Raw genomic sequence first — 18230 nt, 5'->3', positions numbered from 1 at the left:
CGCTCATTCTGCGTAAAGATGGATGCCATGACCTGTTCGCACGTGGGAGCGCTGCCCCAGTCGGTGACGCCGGAGTCGACAGAGGGCTGCGTCGACTGTCTCGCTCTGGGTGAGCACAACTGGGCTCACCTGCGGATGTGCCTTTCCTGCGGGCACGTGGCGTGCTGCGACTCGAGCCCCGGCAAGCACGCGACGAAGCACTACGCCGCGTCCCAGCATCCGGTCATGCGCTCGTTCGAGCCGGGCGAGGACTGGCGCTGGTGCTATGTGGATAGTGCCGTCGTCTGAGTCTTTGCAATCCCTTTGGATTGATCGTCTGACGTTGTGATCGGGCCCACAGTACGGTGCGATCGTGGCCAACCCGGACCTCGCCCGCATCGTCGCGGAGCACGACGAGGAGATGCCGTCGCGCGCGCTCTCACCCAGGTGGGAGCGGGCGCTGTGGATCGCCGGCCTGCTGATCGCCCTGTTGGTGCTCAAGCAGGTGTTCTTCCCGTTCGCCAAGGGAAGCCAGTACTACCTGGTGATCTTCCTGGCGGTGACGCTGCCGCTGGTGTTCCTGTCGTACGGCCGCGGGCACTCCCCGAAGATCGTCGACTGGGTGCTGGCGGCGCTGGCCTTCGTGGTCGGCGCGTATCCGCTGTTCGGAGGCTTCGACGAGTTCCTGAACCGGCAGGGGCAGCTCTCGTCGTTGGACGTGGCGGCAGGTGCCGTGCTGCTCGTTCTCATCCTGGAGGCATGTAGGCGCACGACCGGATGGGTGCTGCCGGTGGTGTGCCTGGCGTTCATCGCCTACGCCTACTACGGCGGGTTCCTGCCGCCGTCGTGGTCGATAGCGCACTCCGGTGTCGACTTCTCCCAGATCATCAACGGGTTCTTCAACGACGCCAGCGGGTTCTACGGGACGCCGCTGGACGTCGCGGCGACCTACATCGTGCTGTTCACGATCTACGGCGCCGTCCTGAACGCCTCCGGTGCCGGGAAGTTCTTCGTCGACATCAGCTTCGCGGCCTTCCGCAAGTCACGGACGGCGCCCGGTCGGACCGCGGCGACCGCCGGGTTCCTGCTGGGCACCGTGTCCGGGTCGGGCACCGCGACGACCGTGTCGCTGGGCGCGGTGACGTGGCCGATGCTGAAGAAGGCCGGATACCCCAGGGAGAACGCGGGCGGGTTGCTCGCGGCGTCCGGTATCGGGGCGATCCTGTCGCCGCCGACGCTGGGTGCCGCCGCGTTCATCATCGCGGAGTACCTGCAGGTGTCGTACCTGTCGGTGCTGATCTGGGCGATCATCCCGACGTTGCTCTACTACCTGGGCATCGCGCTCGCCGTGGAGGCCGACGCGCGGCGGTTCGGGGCGAAGCCGGTCGACGTCGACGCGCCGCGGTTCTGGGACGTGCTGAAGCTCGGCTGGTACCACTTCCTGTCGCTCGGGATCATCATCGTCTTCCTGGCGCTCGACATCCCCGTCTACAAGGCCGTCGTGTACGCGACGGGAGTAGCGGCGCTGTTCGCGTTGATCAACCACCGGCGCGACTGGTTCCGGTTGGTGGCCGACGCGCTGTCGACCGGTGTGCGCTCGGCGTTGCCGGTGATCGCCGTGTGCGCGGCGGCGGGCGTGATCACGTCGACGATCACCAAGACCGGTCTGGGGCAAGCGCTTGCGGGGTCGTTGGTGGACCTGGCTTCAGCGCTGTCCTCGTCCGAGACGGTGGTCCTGATGCTGACGGCGGTGTTCGCGGCCGTCGCGGTGTCGGTGCTCGGTCTGGCCGTGCCGGTGACGGCGTCGTTCATCATCTCGTGGGTCGTCATCGGGCCGGCGTTGATCACGCTGGGCGTGGAGCCGGCCGAGACCGCGATGTTCATCTTCTACTACGCGGTGCTGTCCGAGGTGACACCGCCGACGGCGCTGGCGGCGGTCGCCGCCGCGGCGCTGACCGGCGGCGACGTCATGAAGACGATGTGGCAGACGTGGAAGTACACGCTGCCCGCGTTCCTCGTGCCGCTCGCGTTCGTGCTGACTGATTCCGGTGCCGCGCTGTTGTTGCGCGGGCCGTTGCTGAACTCGGTGTGGGCCTTCGGTGCGTCGGCGCTCGGCGTGGCCGCTCTCGCCGTGCTGACGGGCGGCTGGCTGTTCGGTCCTGCCCGCTGGCCGGAGCGCCTGCTGTGCGTTCCGGCCGCGGTGTTCCTGCTCTACCTGCAGCCGTTGACGATCGCCATCGGGGCCGGGTTCCTCGTGGTGGCCGTGGCGGTCCACCTGGTTACTCGTGGGAGGGTTCGTGATGCTGCGTAGGTACGCGATCGGCGCGATCGCTTTGGCGCTCGTGGTTTCCGGGTGTGGCGGCAAGCGCACGCCCACGACGCCGGACGCGTCGGGTGGTGGCGCGTCGTGTGAGGCGTCCGACGGCCGGATCACCATCGCGACCGGCAACTCCGGTGGCGTCTACTTCGTGGTCGGTGGCGGCCTCGCCAAGCTGATCTCCGACAACACGAAGCTGAAGGCGTCCGCCGCCGAGACCGGTGCGTCCGTGCAGAACATCCAGCAGCTCGTCGGCGGCACGTACGACATCGCGTTCTCCCTCGCCGACACGGCGGCGGACGCGGTGAACGGCACCGGGGCGTTCAACGGCAAGAAGGAGAAGATCGCGGCGCTGTCGCGGATCTACCCGAACTACACGCAGGTTCTCGTCCGCGCGGACTCCGGGATCAACTCGATCGCGGACATGAAGGGCAAGCGGATCTCGACCGGCTCGCCGAAGTCCGGCACCGAGGTGATCGCCGGCCGGTTGCTGAAGTCGGCGGGGCTCAACATCGACAGTGATGTGTCTGCCCAGCGGTTGGACCTGACCAAGACCGCGGACGGGATGAAGGACGGCAGCATCGACGGCCTCATCTGGTCGGGCGGCCTGCCGACCCCGCAGATCACCGACATCACGACGTCGATGAAGGACCGGGTGAAGTTCGTCGACATCACTCCGCTGCTGCCGGAGATGAAGAAGATCAGCCCGGTGTACGACACGGGGACGATCCCGGCTGCGACGTACGGAGCCTCCGAGGTCAGGACGATCGTCGTACCGAACCTGCTGCTCGTGCGCGAGGACTTCGCGGCCAACAACGCGTGCGCCGTGACCAAGCTGATCTTCGACAAGAAGGCTGACCTGGAGAAGGTGCACCCGGCCGTGAAGGACATCTCCCGCGACAAGGCCGCGGCGTCCGACCCCGTCCCGCTGCACCCTGGAGCGAAGCAGGCGCTCGGCTGAACTACGCTGGGGCATCGTGCGCGTCCTGGTCATCGGGTCTGGAGCCCGTGAGCATGCCCTTGTCCTCGCGTTGTCACGCGACCCGCAACTGACTGCTTTGGCGTGCGCGCCTGGCAACGCAGGCATCGCGGGACACGCCGAGATCTACGGCGTGGACGTCGCAGACGCTTCGGCGGTCGCCACCCTCGCGAAGGAGTGGAAGGCCGACCTCGTCGTCATCGGCCCCGAACAACCCCTGGTGGTCGGGGCCGCTGACGCCGTCCGAGCTGCGGGAATCCCCTGTTTCGGGCCGTCCCGTGCGGCTGCCCGCATCGAGGGCTCCAAGGCGTTCGCGAAGGACGTCATGAACGCGGCGGGCGTGCCGACCGCGCACAGCGAGGTCGTGGACAACCCGGCCCGCCTGGACGCGGCTCTCGGGCGCTTCGGGCCGACGTGGGTCGTGAAGGACGACGGCCTGGCCGCCGGCAAGGGCGTCGTCGTGACCTCCGACCTGGCTGCCGCTCGGGCGCACGCTATGACGTTGCTCGACGGCGGGCACCCGGTGCTGCTGGAGTCCTTCCTGGACGGTCCCGAGGTGTCGCTGTTCTGCGTCACCGACGGTGTCTCCGTCGTGCCGCTGATCCCCGCGCAGGACTTCAAGCGCGTGGGTGACGGAGACCACGGTCCAAACACAGGCGGCATGGGTGCTTACGCTCCGCTGCCGTGGGCGCCTTCCGGGCTGGTCGAAGAGATCGTCTCGCGGTGCGTGCAGCCCGTGGTCGACGAGCTGCGGGCGCGCGAGACGCCGTTCGTCGGTCTGCTGTACGCGGGCCTGGCGCTGACGTCGTCCGGCGTGCAGGTGATCGAGTTCAACTGCCGCTTCGGCGACCCGGAGACCCAGTCGGTGCTCGCGCTGCTGAAGTCGCCGCTCTCTTCGTTGTTCCTGGCCGCGGCCACCGGAAAACTGGCCGAGCTGCCCGCTCTGGAGTGGGAGAACGGCTACGCGGTGACCGTGGTCGTGGCCGCGGAGGGCTACCCCGGCCACCCGCGCACGGGTGACGTGATCACCGGCTCCGACGCCGAGGGCGTGCTGCACGCCGGCACGCGCCGCCGCGAGGACGGTGCCGTGGTGTCGGCGGGCGGCCGCGTGCTGTCGGTCGTGGGCACCGGCAAGTCGCTGTCGAAGGCCCGTGAGCGCGCCTACAAGAAGATCGCGGACATCCACCTCACCGGCTCGCACCACCGTTCGGACATCGCCCTGAAGGCGGTCGACGGCAAGATCTCGGTGCCGTGAGCCTGCTCGGCTGTGTTCTCGGCGGGGCCGTCGGTGACGGCCTGGGCGCGCCGATCGAGTTCTCGTCGATCGACGTGATCCGCCGTCAGTACGGCCCTGACGGTGTCGTCGACCTGCCTCAGCTGGAGATCACCGACGACACCCAGATGGTTCTGTTCACTTTGGAGGGTCTGCTGCTCGCGCGGCAGCACGGCATCAACCCGGTGCTGGCCGTGCGCGCGGCCTACGGCCGTTGGCTGCACACGCAGGGCGGCCCTCTGGTTGCTTCCGACGGCTGGTTGATGGCGGACCAGCGTCTGCACTCGCGGCGGGCGCCGGGCCACACGTGCATCAACGCCTTGAAGCACAACGAGAAGAACAACTCGAAGGGCTGCGGCGGCGTGATGCGCGCCGCCCCCGTCGCCGTGTGGTCCCGCGACGTGCGCGAGGTGTTCACGTTGGCGGCGGAGACGGCGCGACTGACCCACCACCACCCGAGCGGCTACCTGTCGGCAGGCGTCCTGGCGGTGATCGTGCAGGCGTTGCTGGGCGGCACCGACCTGCCGTCGGCGATCGCCGTGGCCCGCGCGGAACTGGTCCGCTGGGAAGGCCACGAGGAACAGACCACGTTGCTGGACAAGGTGGTAGGCCTCGGCCCGCTGACCCCGGAAGAGATCGAATCCGAACTGGGCGGCGGCTGGGTGGGCGAAGAGGCCCTGGCCATCGGCCTGCACGCGGCCCTGGTGGCGCCCGACTTCCCGACCGCCGTCCGCATCGCCGTCAATCACTCTGGCGACAGCGACTCGACGGGTTCGATCTGCGGCAACATCCTGGGCGCCCGCGACGGCGTTGCCGTGATCCCCGACTCGTGGCTTTCCGTGCTGGAACTGCGAGACGTGATCGAACGCCTGTCCCTCAGCTGGTGACGGGAACCCACAACTCGGCCGCGGCCGTGTCCCCGTCGATCCGCGCGCGCAACATCGACGGCCCCTCAACACTCCGGTAGCTGTTGGACGGGAACCACTGCGTGTACACGTCCCGCCACATGTGCTGAATCGTCTCGGGGTAGGGCCCTTCGGCGCTGAACACCGCCCACGTGCCCTTCGGCACGGTGATCACCTCCATGTCCGCCGGCGCCTCCTTGCTGGTCACGACGCCGTGGAAGTAGTCGAGCTGATCCCCCTCCTCGTTGCCCTCCTGGTTGCCGGTGAGCGCGACCAGCCCGTCCGGCTCCCCGTCGGCGAGCTGTTTCAGCCGCTCCAGCGCCGGCATCCCGATGCCCTTGACGAACTCCACGATCGCGGGGTTCATCCCAAGGTGCACCAACGGCACCTTCGTCCCCCGCCCGACAACTCGGAACGCGTCCTTCTCGACGATGCGGTACTCCATGCTCGTACTCCCCTCGACCATCAGCTTGAACCTGAGAATCTGCTGCGACTGCAACGACTTCCTGCCGACCCGGGCCTCCTGCGGCCCGATCCCGTGCATGGCCTTGAACGCCCGCGCAAAGGCCTCGTTGGACCCGTAACCCCACCTGACGGCGATGTCCAACAACGACTCCTGTCCACTGAGTACCTCACTCGCGGCCTTCGTGAGCCGCCTGCGCCGCACGTACTCGCTCAACGGAATCCCGGCGAGCGCACTGAACAACCGGCGCAGGTGGTACTCGCTGGTGCCCGCGATCCGCGCGAGCTGCCTGACGTCGACCTCTGTGGCGAGGTCGTCCTCGATGCGGGCCATGGCCTGGTTGAGTCGCTCCAACACGTTCCCAACGCTATGGGTGCTCGAGGTGTCTTACCCGACTTCCTGTGCCCTATCCGATCGCCTTGCGAACCTCGTCCGCCGTCCGCCTCGGCTCCTTGGGCGCCCGGTCACCGTTCGCGGTGAGCCGCACCTGTGCGCGCTGAAGACGTCGCGGACGTTCGACGATCGCCACTTGCTGCCAGCGAAAACGGAACTCAGAGTGACGTGGAACGAACCAGGGGTGGTCTTCGTCCAACCACAGGTACGTCTTACGCGGGCGTTGGTAGCCTGCGAAGCGGGACCGAACCGTTACCAACCGTACGGGGGTAGAACGTCGTGACACAGGAGAACGCGGGGGCGGATGCCGTTCTCGGTGCCGCTGCGGGACTGGCTGGTGGCGCGGTAGCTGGTGCGGTGGCCACGTTCAAGGCCGCTTCATCGTTCATGGACAGACTCACTTCTGCGCCGTCGACTCAGAAGTTCGAGGTCAACAAGGACAACATCCTCAAGGCCGGCAAGATCATCCAGGATCAGGCCAGTGTGCTGAGCCGTGCGCTGGAGCACGCGACCGAAGACCTGAAAATCAAGGCTGACGCGCGTGCCGAAGGCAAGGTCGGCGCCGACATCGCCGCTGCTTGGAACAGCCGCCTGGTTGGTGGCAAGGACACGTACGCCGGGCGGGTCGACAGCTATGTGGCAAGCCTGGACGCTTTGGCGACGCAATTGCGCGAGGCGGCCAAGCAGTACGGCTTCACAGAAGAAGAGATCACTACGACGTTCGGAAAGCAGAAGTGAGCAGGAATCGGATCGCCTTCGCTTCGGCAGCAGTTTTGCTGGTCGCTCTTTCGGCGTGCGGTAGTGACGTGCCTGGCAAGCCCACCCCTACGGGGTCTCCTATTTCGAGTTCGGAGTCATCGGGAGATCTTCCCAAGCGCCCAGCGGAGCTGAAGCTCGACGGTGTCGATGCCTGCAAGCTGCTCACCGAGAGTCAGATGTCTGAGATCAAGGTCGCCACGACTGTCCCGGACCAGTTTGACTCGGTCGACGACAAGAAGCAGGCCGGCTGCTTCTACGAAAACGGGAACAGCTACAGCTACATCGTTCTCCCGGCGACGAACAAGGGAATCAAATACTGGCTCGACGGTACCGGAAACGTGACGGCCAAGTTGGTCGACGTGTCCGGGTACGGCGCGGCTGAAATCACTTTCACCGGCGTCGAGAAGGTTGACTGCGCGGTTGCTGTCGATGTCGCGGAAAGTCAGCAGCTGTACGTGAGCTACAAGCCTCGCGTGAAGAAGGACGAGTCGCAGCAGCAGATGTGCGCCAACGCGAAAGCGGCCGCTGCTCTTGCGCTCGAGACTCTAAAGACGCGGAAGTGAGGGGGAGACATGTCGGGGTATCAGGACCTGAACGACTGGAACTTTCCCGGTTGGTCCAACGAGGAGTTGGCGGCTGAGGTCAAGCAGCTCAACAGCGGTCAGCTCGCCCACAAGTTCGCCGAGGCCTCCAACGCGTTGCGTAACCTGTCGAACAGTCTCGAGCGGGTCGACGAGGAGTTGCGCACCCAGCTGAAGGCACTCGGCATCGACTGGCAGGGCGCCGCCGGCGACCAGGCCCAGGAGAAGACGTCGGTCACGGCTGAAGGTCTCAGCAACGCGAACCAGACCACGGTGCAGAACTCGGATGCGATGGCTCGGCAGGGTGAGAGCACCAGCACCGCCCGCTACAGCACGCCTCCCGAGCAGGACCTGCGCCGCGACTCCGAGAAGAACTGGGTCGACAAGGGCGCGAGCCTCATCGGCATCGAGACCGACCACGCCGCCGAGGTCGAGGCCACGAACCGCGCCCGGCAGCAGGCCATCGACAGCCTGAACGGCTACGTGCGCAACAGCCAGGGCTCGTTGGACGGCTTCCGCGCTCCCGACAAGGCGCCGGACATCGTGGTCACGAGCGGTGCGGTCACCACGCCCGTCGGACCTCCCGTGAGCCCGCCCCACGCCGGCACCCCGACCATCCCCGGCGGCCCGGCATTCACCGGCACCCCAGGTACCCCAGGCTCGCCAGGCGTCCCGGTCGGCCCGACCCCCAGCATCCCCGGCAACTCGACGGGCATCCTTCCCGGTCCGGGCACCCCCAACCCGATCGCAGCCGGCACGGGCCTGCCGAAGCCGTTCCCCAGCACCCTGCCCGTAGGCATCGCCGCGGCAGGCGCGGCGGCGACGGGCCTCGCAGGTGCGTCGACCACGGCACGCGGTGCCCAGGTGGTCGGCGGCGGCCGCGGCCCGAGCCAAGCACCGAAGACGCCCATCGCCCCCACCGGCCCGAAGGGAGCGCCGAGCACGATCGGAGCGGGCAAGGGCGGTCCTGGCGCGCCTGGTGGTCCTGGCGCGGCGGGCAAGGGCCCTGGCGGCACGATGACGCCCGGTGGCGCCACTGGTGTCGGTCCCGAGGGCAACCGTCCTGGGGCCGCGGCGGGCAAGGGTGGGCCGGCCGGCAAGGGGTCCGGGTCGCTCATGTCGCCCGCGGCCGGTGCGGCCAAGGGTGAGGGCGAGGAGGACGGCGAGCACGTGCGCAAGTACGGTGTCGACTCCGATGATGTGTTCGGCGACGAACGCATGGTGGTGCAGTCCGTCATCGGCGAAGACCCGAAGGACCAGTAATCCCTTGAGCTCACCAGGTTCTGTGGTTTTGTCCACAGTGGAGTTCGCCGTGGTCTGGGAGGCGCAGCGCCTCCCGGCCGCGCACGTCGCGCTGGACACGCGGATTCCCTCCATCACCCACACCGAGAAGGCCGAGGTGGTGAAGCGGGCCTGGGAGTCGTTGGAGGCGCGCGGCCTGGCCGGGAACGGCCGGGTCGTGCCCGAGCTGGCGGACGGGTTCGCCTTGCTGGCCAACGCGACCACCTCGATCGACCTGTGGATCTGGGCCGATCGGCAGATCAGCGGGCTCGCTGCCGCCATCGGGGACGAGGCGATCCTCGCCGTGCAGGATCGGGACGAGATGTGGTTGATCGAGGCTCGTGGCACGGCGCTGGCCGAGGCCGCGGTGTCGGTGGCCGGGGAGATGCCCGCCGGGTTCGGGCGGTCGATCAGCCTGCCCTACGACGAGCTCGTGACGGCCGCCAAGGACGTCGGGCTGGACGCGCAGCGGTTGATCACCACGTTGGAGCGGCAGGGGATGCGGCTCGGTGACGCGCAGGAGCTCGCCGGGATGCTCGACGGCATCTCGACCCGCGGGCAGTTCGGTGTGCAGCGCAACGGGCGGCGGGCCAAGCGGGTGGTTTCGTTCCACGACACGCACAACGGGCGGTACCTGCGGCAGCTCAAGCCGAGCAGTGACGGGCGGCAGTGGTGCACGATCACGCCTGTCGACAACCATCGGCTCGCGGGGGCCGTGTGGGACCTTCTGCAAGAGGTGTGAGCGGAACGGCAAAGCCGGCGCCTGCGTCCTAACAATCACCCGGCCGTGCGAAGCAATTCGTTCTAAGGTCGGCGGGGACACGTTTAGGGGGTAGGCGCATGGCTGTGGCCAAGTTCAACAGCGAAGCCATGGAACAGTGCCGCACGACGGTGAGCAGTCAGGCCGGGCAATTCGGTGCGATCGGCGACGGCTTTTCCAATCAGTACGGCAATCCGGACATTTTCGGGAAACTCGGCGCTTCCGGTGCGATCTCGGGCGCGGTGACCGCGATGGACCAGGCGGGCAGCCAGGAGTTCGAGGCTGCCGAGAAGGTGCTGCGCAAGGTGGAGACCGCGCTCGACGCGATCCAGACGAACGTCGCGGACACCGAGGAAGCCAACAAGAACGCGATGAGGGCGGTGTGACGTGAGCGCGATGGACGAGGTCGCGGCACTGCCCGGCGGGGCCGAGCTGGCCGCGCTCGCTGACAAGATCGAGACCGCGCAACCGCAGGCCGTGCGCGACATCGCGAACCGCTGGAAGCAGGCGGCGGGCAAGTGCGGTGACCAGACGAACGCCTTGCAGAGGTCGGTCAGCCAGCTCGACGGCGCCTGGGAGGGCAAGTCGGCGGACGGCTTCGTCGCCTACATGGGCAACCTCATGAAGTGCGGCACCTCGATGACCGACGCCCTCAACGGTGCCGCGGCCGACCTGGAGGCGGCCGCGAACGCGTTGGAGTCCGCCAAGACCTCGATGACGAGCATCTGCGAGAACCTGCTGAGCCGGGCCCGGCAGGCACGCCAGCAGCTGCACGGCCAGCCGCAGGAGGACGTCGACAGTGTCATCCGCGGCTACTGCGCGGAGGCCACGAGCGACGCGAAGCCCGTCATCGCCCAGGCGGAGAACGCCGTGAACGCCGCGGCGGGCACCCTCAAGGGCCGTCCCGGCTCGCTGTCGCCGAAGTTCTCGTCCATTGAGGACCCGAACACGCAGTCGTTCACGCCCGCGCCCGGCAAGCCGATCGAGTGGGCGCCGACCCCGCCGCCCGACGAGTCCACCAAAACGTCCTCTTCGGACTCGCCACCCCAACAGCAGCAGCAACAACAACCGGCACCTTCCCAGCACCAAGGCGGTGGCGGCGGCGGAGGTGGCGGTGGCGGCGAATCAGGTGGTGGTGGAGGCGGCGGTGGCGGCCTCGGCCCCAGCGGCGGCCCGCCCTCGGGCAGCCCTCCTCCCGGCAACGTCGAGGAGTGGATCCGCGAGGCCATCAAGATCCTGCAGGCCAACGGCATCCCGGTCACCGACGACAACATCGACGAGATCTGGAAGATCATCGAGAAGGAGTCGAGCGGCAACCCTCACGCCATCAACCTCTGGGACTCGAACGCCCAGGCGGGCCACCCGTCGAAGGGTCTGATGCAGTGCATCGACTCGACGTTCAACGCCCACAAGCTGCCCGGCCACGACGACATCTGGAACCCGGTCGACAACATCATCGCCGGTGTCCGGTACACGTTCTCGCGCTACGGCGGCTTCGAGGGACACCCCGGTCTCAAGGCGATGGCGCACGGCGGCGGCTACCAGGGCTACTGACCAGCGGGTTAGCCTGGCGGCATGCTGACCGTGGCCGCCCGCGCCGACGTACCGCCGTTCCACGTCATGGACGTGCTTTCCGCTGCCGCGCAAAGGCAGCGGACGCACGGTGACGTGATCTCGCTGGCCGCCGGGCAGCCGTCCAGCCCGGCGCCGCGACCGGTGCGCGACGCGGCCACCGAAGCCCTGAACCGGCATGCGCTCGGCTACACCGAGCAGCTCGGGATTCCCGAGCTCCGATCGGCCATCGCCGGGCACTACCAGCGCCAGTACGACCTGGACGTGACGGCCGACGACGTGGTGGTCACGACCGGGTCGTCCGGCGCGTTCACGCTCGCGTTCCTCGCCGCCTTCGACGCGGGTGACCGGGTCGCCCTCGCGCGACCCGGATATCCGGCCTACCGCAACATCCTGAAAGCGCTGGGGTGCGAGGTCGTCGAATTGCCGTGCGGGCCGGAGACGCGGTTCCAGCCCACCGTGGAAATGCTCGACGAAAGCCTCAAGGGCGTGATCGTCGCCAGCCCGGCCAATCCCACCGGGACCGTGGTGGACGTGGGCCCGATCGCCACGTGGTGCGAGACCAACGGCGTGCAGCTGGTCAGCGACGAGATCTACCACGGCATCAGCTACGGCGAACCGCTGCACTGTGCCTGGGAGACGTCGAGGGAAGCGATCGTCGTCAACTCGTTCTCGAAGGCCTTCGCGATGACGGGCTGGCGGCTCGGCTGGATGCTGCTGCCGGAACGGCTCCGCCGGGCCGTGGACTGCCTGACCGGCAACTTCACCCTCTGCCCGCCCGCGCTGGCCCAGTACGCCGCGGTCGAGGCGTTCCACCCCGACGCGTACGCCGAAACGGCGGAACACCTCAAGCGGTACAAGACCAACCGCGACCTCCTTCTCGAAGGCCTCACGAACCTCGGCATCGACAAGCTCGCACCGGCCGACGGCGCGTTCTACGTGTACGCCGACATCAGGCACCTGACGGACGACTCGATGGGCTTCTGCCGCAGGTTCCTCGACGACACCGGCGTCGCGATCGTGCCCGGCATCGACTTCGACCCGGTCGACGGCCACCACTTCGTCCGGATGTCCTTCGCGGGCGCCACCCAGGACATCGAGGAGGCCCTGCGCCGCCTGAAGGCCTGGCTGTAGATCGCAACAAAGCGGGCCTGCCGAACGTTCACAGAACGGAGAAGGGGAGGACCCATGTGGGCGATCATCGGGTGGCTGGTGGCGATCTGGATCGTGCTGGCCGTCGTCGGAGCCGTCGTGAAAGGACTTTTCTGGCTCGCCGTGATTGGAGGGCTACTCCTCGCAGGCACCGCGGCTTACGGTGCGATCAAATCCAAGCGGTGAGACTGGCCTGACCGGGACGAACCGCTCACCATGAAGCGGTGTTGCAATCCAGCGAGGCCCGCCTCGAGCGGTGGGAGCGAAAGGTCGAGTGGCCGCTGACGGCTCTCGCCGTGCTGTTCCTCGTCGCGTACGCGTGGCAGGTGTTCGACGACCACGGGAGCATGCACGTCACTCTCGAGATCGTGTTGTGGCTGGTCTGGGCGGTGTTCGCGGCCGAGTACCTCGTCCGGCTGACGCTCGCCGACAACAAGATCTGGTTCCTCAAAACGCACCTCTTCGATCTTGCGGCCGTCGTGCTGCCGATGGTGCGGCAATTGCGCGTCCTCCGGTTGATCACGGTCATCACGCTGCTGAACAAGAAGTTCCAGCACAAAATCCGGCAACGCGTGAGCATTTACGTCGCGGGCGTGACGATCATCGTCGTGTTCTGCGCGAGCCTCGCGGTGCTGGACGCGGAAAGGCACGCGGAAAACGCCAGCATCACCACGTTCGGCGACGCCCTGTGGTGGACGCTCACCACCATGTCGACGGTCGGCTACGGCGACCGGTTCCCCGTCACCGGGGACGGACGCCTCGTGGCGGGGCTACTCATGATCGGCGGCATCGCGCTGCTCGGTGTCATCACCGGCACGATCGCCAGCTGGCTCGTGGAGAAGCTGCGCGGCGTCGAGGAAGCCGAGCTCGAGACCGCGCAGGAGCTGCGGAGCCTACGCGCCGAGATCGCCGAACTCCGCGCGGAGCTCAAGGCGCGCAGCAGCAGCTGACGTCCACAACCGCGCGTCCCAGCCCGCGGTCAGGGCACCTTCCACGTTGGTCGCGCGGTCGTCGAAGAAGATCACGTCGGACGAGCCGATCACGGACTCGACGTGCCGCCAGATCGCGGCGTCCGGCTTCGCGTACCCGAGGTCACCGGAGAAGACCAGGTGCTGGAAGTGCTTGGCCCACGGCACCTTCTCGGCCAGCCGCGCGAACGTCGTCGGCGCGTTCGACAGCAACGCGAGCGGCACGCCCAGCGAGTCCAGGTCGTCGATCAGCGCCACGGTTTCCGCCACCGGCTCGTCGAGCCAGCCCGCGTTGTCCATCGCGGTCATCTCGCGCACGACCGCGTCGTCGAACGACAGCCCGAGCGACGACCCGATCAACGACCAGTAGTCCGCGTCCGACCCACCGCGGTCGTAGGCGTCGCGGTCCCAGTACGCGGCCTCGAAGCGCGGAAGCGGCACCCCGAGCCGCTCCGCCATCGCGGGCAGCGCCGGGTTCCGCCGGCTGATGACCTCGCCGAAGTCGAACACGATCCAGCGCATCTCAGGCGTCCTCTCGCAGCCGGCGCAGCACCTCGGCGATGTCGGACGAGTCCACGTCGCCGTGCGTCACGAACCTGACCTTGCCCGACATCGGACTGGCGAAAACCCCGACATCGCGCAACGACGTCAGCGTCTTCTCGGGGTCGGGCACGGATGCCAGCACGATGTTCGTGGCGGGCTCAGGGACGTCCCAGCCCAGCGACCGCAGCCCGGCGGCCAGCGCGGAAGCGTTCGCGTGATCGTCTGCGAGCCGGGAGACCCGGTCCAGCGCGACCAGACCGGCGGCTGCCAGCACGCCACCCTGCCGGACCCCGCCACCGAGCATCTTCCGCACGCGCCGCGCCTCGACCACGAAGGACGACGACCCGGCCACGACCGACCCGACCGGAGCCCCGAGCCCCTTCGACAGACAGACCTGCACGGTGTCCGCCCCGACCGTCAGCGCGGCGGGCGGCACCCCGAGAGCGACCGACGCGTTCCACAGCCGGGCTCCGTCCAGGTGCACGGCCAGCCCGACGGACCGAGCCGCGGACACCAGCAGCGCGTGCTCATCGGGTGGCGTCAACGTGCCGCCCGAAGCGTTGTGCGTGTTCTCCAGGCACAGCAACGTCGTACGAAGCCCGTAGTAAGGAGACTCGCCACCACCGGCGGCGGTGACGGCCTCGGCGGACATGACCGGGAGCCCGTGCGGCATCCCGCCCGCCAGCCACGCGGCGGTCCCGAGCTCGGCGTCCAGCACGTGCGCGCCGAGCGGAGCGAGGAACCGGTCACCACGCCGCAGGTGCAGGAACAACGCGATCAGGTTGCCCATGGATCCGGACGGAACCCAGAGCGCGGCCTCGACGCCGAGCAGGTCGGCGACCCGCTCCTCCAGCGCCGCCATGGTCGGGTCGTGGTCCAGCACGTCGTCGCCGACCTCGGCCGTCGCCATCGCGCGGCGCATCTCCTCGTCGGGCTGGGTGACGGTGTCCGAGCGCAGGTCGATGGGGGTCACGAACCCGATCACATCACATCCGGTGAACGACCGAGGGGGTGATGTAGCTCTCGGCGGTGGATCGTGCAACCGTTGTTGCCTCAGATTCCGTCCGGTAAGTGCAACTTGAGGAACGAGCGGAGAGCAGTCCGCGTGGATCAGCGCGACGAGCAGGAGTTCGCGGAGTACTTCGTGGCTCGCCGTGAGGCCGTGCGCCGAACGGCATACCTGCTGTGCGGCGACTGGCACCGCGCTGACGACTTCGCGCAGACGGCGTTCGTGGCGGTGCACAGGAGGTGGCGGAAGATCCGGGACAAGCAGGCTCTCGACGCCTACGTCCGGCGCACGCTCGTGCGCGCGGTGATCGACGAGTCGCGCCGTCCGTGGCGGCGCGAGAAGTTCACCGACGAGCTGCCGGAGTCGCCGGCGTCCGATCACGAGATCGGCGACGCGGTGGCGACGCGCGAGGCGTTGATGAAGGGCCTGCGCAGAGTCCCTCCGCGGCAACGAGCGGTGCTCGTGCTGCGGTTCCTCGAAGGTCTCGACGTAACGGCCACGGCAGAAGTTCTGAAGTGCTCGGAAGGAACTGTGAAGAGTCAGACCGCACGCGGGCTGACCGCGTTGCGGGAAGCTCTCGGTGACGCCATCGACGACCTGCGACCGGCGTCGTGAACAGCAGCGAGAGGAGGACGTAGATGGACGAGCAGAAGCTCGCGGACCTGTTTCGCGACGCGGCACACGACGCGCCACCGGCGTCCTTCGACGCGAGCGACGTCCGCATCGCTTCGCGACGCGCCACGCTGCGAAGGCGCAACTCGATCGCCGCCGGCACTACCCTGGTCGTGGTGCTCGGTTTCGGCGGTGTCGTCGCGGGTATGAACTGGATCGGCCAGGACAAGAGCAGTTCGAGCGTGCTGGGTTCTGGGCAGGCGGACGACAACAAGGCACAATCGCCGCAGACCGGATCAGCGACGGCGCTGGAAGCCCAGCCGCCCCAGAGTGACTTCCCTGGCGACCCGTCTACGCAGGGGGACGGGTCCACGCCGGGAAGCACTGGTCTTTCGACCAGTGATCGCGCAGTGCAGGGCTGCGCAGGTGTGGACCGAGAGCTCGCCGACGCCCTCGCCGGAGAGCTTTCGGTCTCACCGGAGCAGGCACAGCCGCCGACGGTCACCTGTTCACCCGACTCGCGCTCGGCCGCGTTCAAGATCGACGGGCTGACGATCACCGCGATCGTCACGCCGCGGCCGTTCGAGGCACCCGCCGGCGCGGAGAAGGTCAGGACCGCCAAGGGGCAGGACCTCTACGTGTTCACCCAGGGCGACGGCCAGCTGAAAAGCCAGGCCAGGCGCTTCGCGGACGCACTGGCGCCGAGGTTCTGATCACTCGCCCAGTACTCTGGCGCGACTATGACGGCAGCAACCCCCAAGGGTGAGCGCAGGCGGCAAGCGCTCGTCGAGGCCGCGTCCGAACTGCTCGTGGAGGGCGGCTTCGACGCGGTCAGGCACCGCGCGGTCGCCGAACGCGCAGGTCTGCCGCTCGCGTCGACCACGTACTACTTCGACTCGCTGGACGAGCTGATCACCGCGGCGGTCGAGTTCCACGGCAGGGCCGAGCTCGCGAGCTGCCGGGAACGGCTGGCGGGGCTGTCGGAGCAGCTGAGCGACGACGACGTGCTGGTCGAGCTGATCCTCGACCTGCTGGTCGGCAAGGACGTGACCGACACCGAGACGATGCTGCTGCGCTACGAACGCCTCGTCGCGACCGGCAGGCGGCCGTACCTGCGGCCGTTGATGCGCGTGCTGTCCACGGAGCTGCACGAGCTGATCGCCGACATCTTCGCCCGCTCCGGCCGTGACATCGCCCCCGACCGGGTCGAGGAGCTCATCGCGCTGGTGGACGGGTCGATGGTGAACGCGTTCATCGAACTCAAGCCGGATCCGCGCGGAGTGGCGGCCAGGATGCTCCGAACGGCTCTTTCGCGTCAGGGCTGATGCAACCTCGCGTTCCTCTGACGCGTTCCCCAGGTTGAGGACGCGAGAGGGGATCGCATGCGCAAGGCCGATGAGCAGGGCTTTCGCGAATTCGCGGCAGCCAATGCCGCGTCTTTGCGACGCACCGCCTACCTGTTCTGTGGTGACTGGCACACGGCTGAAGACCTGATGCAGTCGAGCCTGATGAAGATGTACATGGCCTGGAAGCGCATCAAGGAGCTCGACAACCTGATCGCGTACGCCCGCAAGGTGCTGCTGCGCACGTGGTTGGACGAGAAGCGCAGGCCGTGGCGCAGAGCCGAGCAGCGCGACGGGGAGCTGCCCGACACCGCGGACGCGACGGTCGATCCCGACAACACCAGCGCGAAGCTGTGGGCGCGCGAGCTGGTGCACACCGCGTTGCTGCAGGTGCCGCCGAGGCAACGAGCGGTGCTCGTCCTGCGTTATTTCGAAGACCTGTCGGTCGCCGAGGTGGCGGTGGCCATGGGATGCACCGAGGGAACGGTCAAAAGCCAGACGGCACGCGGTCTCGCGACACTGCGCGCCATCGTGGAGAAGCTCGACAGCAGTTCGGGGAGGGTCGCGTCGTGAGTGAGCAGGAGATCCGCGAGGGAATGCTGCTGGCCGTCTGGGACGAGCCGCCGCTCGACTTCGACCCCGACACTCTGATCAGGCGGGTCGAACAGAAAAAAAGTCGACGGCGAGCGCTGGTCGGTGTGGGCGTGGCTACGGCGGTGATCGCCGTGGCGTCGTTCGCCCTGCCGGGCTTGCTGCCGCGCGACCGGGACAGCCAGCTCGGCTCCGACGGTCAGACGAGCGCGTCGGCGACACCGAGCGAGTCGGCGGAGATCAGGGTGCAGCGCATCGGCGACAAGCTCGCGGAGAAGCTCGCGCTGACCGAGCCGACCCTCAAGGAGGTCTACTCGGACCTCAAGGTGGGCCGGTCGGGCCCGTCCGGGACGCAGGTCGTGCCGGGGAATCCAGGCGACTGGGCTTACTGGGGCTACGTGTACCTGACCGACCCCATCGGACCGACCGCGCTGCGGGTGGAAGCCACCAGGTTCGGGTTCTCCGTGCAGAGCTTCTGTGCGAGCGCGGTCCTGTGCCGGGACGTGCCGCAGAAGGACGGATCGGTCGTCACCGAGGCCGAGTTCACCGACGGAAGCCCGGAAATCGCACGAGCGGAGACGGTGCGCAAGTACCCGAGCGGGCTCGTCGTCAAGGTCTCCAGCTTCGCCTACAACCCGGCGACGGGCAGCGGCGTGCGCCAGACCGTGCCGGTGCACGTGGGAGTGCTCACATCGCTGGTCACCGACCCGAGCGTCAACTGGGAGTGAGGGCCGAGTGCACTAGCCTTGG

At 68.0% G+C, this 18230-nt stretch carries 22 protein-coding genes; 19 read left to right on the top strand and 3 right to left on the bottom strand.

Features of this window, described 5'->3' with window-relative positions:
* The first annotated feature begins 27 nt into the window (after nucleotides 1–27).
* From JOD27_RS25865 to JOD27_RS25845, 5 genes are all read left to right on the top strand, one after another.
* Nucleotides 28–288: a UBP-type zinc finger domain-containing protein gene (locus JOD27_RS25865; protein ID WP_204764851.1), complete on the top strand. Its 261-nt coding sequence runs from the start codon at nucleotides 28–30 to the stop codon at nucleotides 286–288.
* A gap of 112 nt (nucleotides 289–400) precedes the next feature.
* Nucleotides 401–2290 (top strand): TRAP transporter permease, encoded by a 1890-nt coding sequence (locus JOD27_RS25860; RefSeq protein WP_204764990.1) that lies wholly within the window; start codon nucleotides 401–403, stop codon nucleotides 2288–2290.
* Entirely contained in the window at nucleotides 2280–3257 is a 978-nt protein-coding gene (locus JOD27_RS25855) for a TAXI family TRAP transporter solute-binding subunit (RefSeq protein WP_204764989.1), read from the top strand. Before JOD27_RS25860 ends, JOD27_RS25855 begins: the two co-directional genes overlap by 11 nt.
* Before the next feature lie 16 nt (nucleotides 3258–3273).
* Nucleotides 3274–4530, top strand: a complete 1257-nt coding sequence (gene purD, locus JOD27_RS25850) for a phosphoribosylamine--glycine ligase (RefSeq protein WP_204764850.1) — start codon at nucleotides 3274–3276, stop codon at nucleotides 4528–4530.
* On the top strand, nucleotides 4527–5435 hold the full coding sequence (locus tag JOD27_RS25845) for an ADP-ribosylglycohydrolase family protein (RefSeq protein ID WP_204764849.1): 909 nt from the start codon (nucleotides 4527–4529) through the stop codon (nucleotides 5433–5435). Before purD ends, JOD27_RS25845 begins: the two co-directional genes overlap by 4 nt.
* Here JOD27_RS25845 and JOD27_RS25840 read toward each other — a convergent pair.
* Nucleotides 5425–6273, bottom strand: a complete 849-nt coding sequence (locus JOD27_RS25840) for an AraC family transcriptional regulator (RefSeq protein ID WP_204764848.1) — start codon at nucleotides 6271–6273, stop codon at nucleotides 5425–5427. The two genes, JOD27_RS25845 and JOD27_RS25840, sit on opposite strands and share 11 nt — an antisense overlap.
* 315 nt (nucleotides 6274–6588) lie before the next feature.
* Between JOD27_RS25840 and JOD27_RS25835 the strand changes: the two genes are divergently transcribed.
* The 9 genes from JOD27_RS25835 (at nucleotide 6589) to JOD27_RS25795 (ending at nucleotide 13364) form a co-directional block, all read left to right on the top strand.
* A complete protein-coding gene (locus JOD27_RS25835; protein WP_204764847.1) occupies nucleotides 6589–7047 on the top strand; it encodes a hypothetical protein in 459 nt (152 codons plus the stop codon).
* Nucleotides 7044–7631 (top strand): DUF3558 domain-containing protein, encoded by a 588-nt coding sequence (locus JOD27_RS25830; protein ID WP_204764846.1) that lies wholly within the window; start codon nucleotides 7044–7046, stop codon nucleotides 7629–7631. Before JOD27_RS25835 ends, JOD27_RS25830 begins: the two co-directional genes overlap by 4 nt.
* Nucleotides 7632–7640: 9 nt before the next feature.
* Nucleotides 7641–8912 (top strand): PPE domain-containing protein, encoded by a 1272-nt coding sequence (locus JOD27_RS25825; RefSeq protein WP_204764845.1) that lies wholly within the window; start codon nucleotides 7641–7643, stop codon nucleotides 8910–8912.
* 22 nt (nucleotides 8913–8934) lie between these two features.
* Nucleotides 8935–9672, top strand: a complete 738-nt coding sequence (locus JOD27_RS25820) for an ESX secretion-associated protein EspG (protein WP_307830318.1) — start codon at nucleotides 8935–8937, stop codon at nucleotides 9670–9672.
* A 98-nt stretch (nucleotides 9673–9770) separates the two neighbouring features.
* Nucleotides 9771–10076, top strand: a complete 306-nt coding sequence (locus JOD27_RS25815) for a hypothetical protein (protein WP_204764844.1) — start codon at nucleotides 9771–9773, stop codon at nucleotides 10074–10076.
* Between the two features lies 1 nt (nucleotide 10077).
* Entirely contained in the window at nucleotides 10078–11244 is a 1167-nt protein-coding gene (locus JOD27_RS25810; RefSeq protein ID WP_372441732.1) for a transglycosylase SLT domain-containing protein, read from the top strand.
* 21 nt (nucleotides 11245–11265) lie between these two features.
* Nucleotides 11266–12396, top strand: a complete 1131-nt coding sequence (locus JOD27_RS25805; RefSeq protein ID WP_204764843.1) for a pyridoxal phosphate-dependent aminotransferase — start codon at nucleotides 11266–11268, stop codon at nucleotides 12394–12396.
* 54 nt (nucleotides 12397–12450) lie between these two features.
* The gene (locus tag JOD27_RS25800; protein WP_166049133.1) at nucleotides 12451–12600 is read left to right on the top strand and encodes a hypothetical protein; all 150 of its coding nucleotides are present in this window, start codon (nucleotides 12451–12453) and stop codon (nucleotides 12598–12600) included.
* 38 nt (nucleotides 12601–12638) lie between these two features.
* Nucleotides 12639–13364, top strand: coding sequence for a potassium channel family protein (locus JOD27_RS25795; RefSeq protein ID WP_204764842.1), 726 nt, complete (start codon nucleotides 12639–12641; stop codon nucleotides 13362–13364).
* On the opposite strand, the gene JOD27_RS25790 is transcribed toward JOD27_RS25795, so the two are convergent.
* Nucleotides 13308–13904, bottom strand: coding sequence for an HAD-IA family hydrolase (locus JOD27_RS25790; RefSeq protein ID WP_204764841.1), 597 nt, complete (start codon nucleotides 13902–13904; stop codon nucleotides 13308–13310). The genes JOD27_RS25795 and JOD27_RS25790 overlap by 57 nt on opposite strands.
* A gap of 1 nt (nucleotide 13905) precedes the next feature.
* Nucleotides 13906–14847 carry a threonine aldolase family protein gene (locus JOD27_RS25785; protein ID WP_239568930.1) on the bottom strand — a complete coding sequence of 314 codons (942 nt, stop codon included), beginning with the start codon at nucleotides 14845–14847 and terminating at the stop codon, nucleotides 13906–13908.
* Between the two features lie 183 nt (nucleotides 14848–15030).
* Here JOD27_RS25785 and JOD27_RS25780 point away from each other — a divergent pair, with 183 nt between their 5' ends.
* From JOD27_RS25780 to JOD27_RS25760, 5 genes are read left to right on the top strand one after another with little or no spacing between them, the layout of a single operon-like run.
* Nucleotides 15031–15549, top strand: coding sequence for a SigE family RNA polymerase sigma factor (locus JOD27_RS25780; protein WP_204764840.1), 519 nt, complete (start codon nucleotides 15031–15033; stop codon nucleotides 15547–15549).
* A 23-nt stretch (nucleotides 15550–15572) separates the two neighbouring features.
* Nucleotides 15573–16259, top strand: a complete 687-nt coding sequence (locus JOD27_RS25775; protein WP_204764839.1) for a hypothetical protein — start codon at nucleotides 15573–15575, stop codon at nucleotides 16257–16259.
* A 27-nt stretch (nucleotides 16260–16286) separates the two neighbouring features.
* Entirely contained in the window at nucleotides 16287–16871 is a 585-nt protein-coding gene (locus JOD27_RS25770; protein WP_204764838.1) for a TetR/AcrR family transcriptional regulator, read from the top strand.
* Between the two features lie 57 nt (nucleotides 16872–16928).
* The gene (locus tag JOD27_RS25765) at nucleotides 16929–17462 is read left to right on the top strand and encodes an RNA polymerase sigma factor (RefSeq protein WP_204764837.1); all 534 of its coding nucleotides are present in this window, start codon (nucleotides 16929–16931) and stop codon (nucleotides 17460–17462) included.
* A complete protein-coding gene (locus JOD27_RS25760) occupies nucleotides 17459–18208 on the top strand; it encodes a hypothetical protein (protein WP_204764836.1) in 750 nt (249 codons plus the stop codon). The genes JOD27_RS25765 and JOD27_RS25760 overlap by 4 nt, the downstream gene beginning before the upstream one ends.
* Nucleotides 18209–18230 lie beyond the last annotated feature (22 nt).

It is taken from the genome of Lentzea nigeriaca (genome assembly GCF_016907955.1).
Classification (GTDB): Bacteria; Actinomycetota; Actinomycetes; order Mycobacteriales; family Pseudonocardiaceae; genus Lentzea; species Lentzea nigeriaca.
The sequence above is the reverse complement of the archived record's forward strand: the minus strand, read 5'-3'. Positions and strand labels throughout refer to the sequence as shown.

Coding starts and splice junctions, on each gene's coding strand:
- JOD27_RS25865 (WP_204764851.1), top strand. CDS start 28: ATGACCTGTTCGCACGTGGGAGCGCTGCCCCAGTCGGTGACGCCGGAG.
- JOD27_RS25860 (WP_204764990.1), top strand. CDS start 401: ATGCCGTCGCGCGCGCTCTCACCCAGGTGGGAGCGGGCGCTGTGGATC.
- JOD27_RS25855 (WP_204764989.1), top strand. CDS start 2,280: ATGCTGCGTAGGTACGCGATCGGCGCGATCGCTTTGGCGCTCGTGGTT.
- JOD27_RS25825 (WP_204764845.1), top strand. CDS start 7,641: ATGTCGGGGTATCAGGACCTGAACGACTGGAACTTTCCCGGTTGGTCC.
- JOD27_RS25815 (WP_204764844.1), top strand. CDS start 9,771: ATGGCTGTGGCCAAGTTCAACAGCGAAGCCATGGAACAGTGCCGCACG.
- JOD27_RS25805 (WP_204764843.1), top strand. CDS start 11,266: ATGCTGACCGTGGCCGCCCGCGCCGACGTACCGCCGTTCCACGTCATG.
- JOD27_RS25800 (WP_166049133.1), top strand. CDS start 12,451: ATGTGGGCGATCATCGGGTGGCTGGTGGCGATCTGGATCGTGCTGGCC.
- JOD27_RS25790 (WP_204764841.1), bottom strand. CDS start 13,904: ATGCGCTGGATCGTGTTCGACTTCGGCGAGGTCATCAGCCGGCGGAAC.
- JOD27_RS25785 (WP_239568930.1), bottom strand. CDS start 14,847: ATGCGCCGCGCGATGGCGACGGCCGAGGTCGGCGACGACGTGCTGGAC.
- JOD27_RS25775 (WP_204764839.1), top strand. CDS start 15,573: ATGGACGAGCAGAAGCTCGCGGACCTGTTTCGCGACGCGGCACACGAC.
- JOD27_RS25770 (WP_204764838.1), top strand. CDS start 16,287: ATGACGGCAGCAACCCCCAAGGGTGAGCGCAGGCGGCAAGCGCTCGTC.
- JOD27_RS25765 (WP_204764837.1), top strand. CDS start 16,929: ATGCGCAAGGCCGATGAGCAGGGCTTTCGCGAATTCGCGGCAGCCAAT.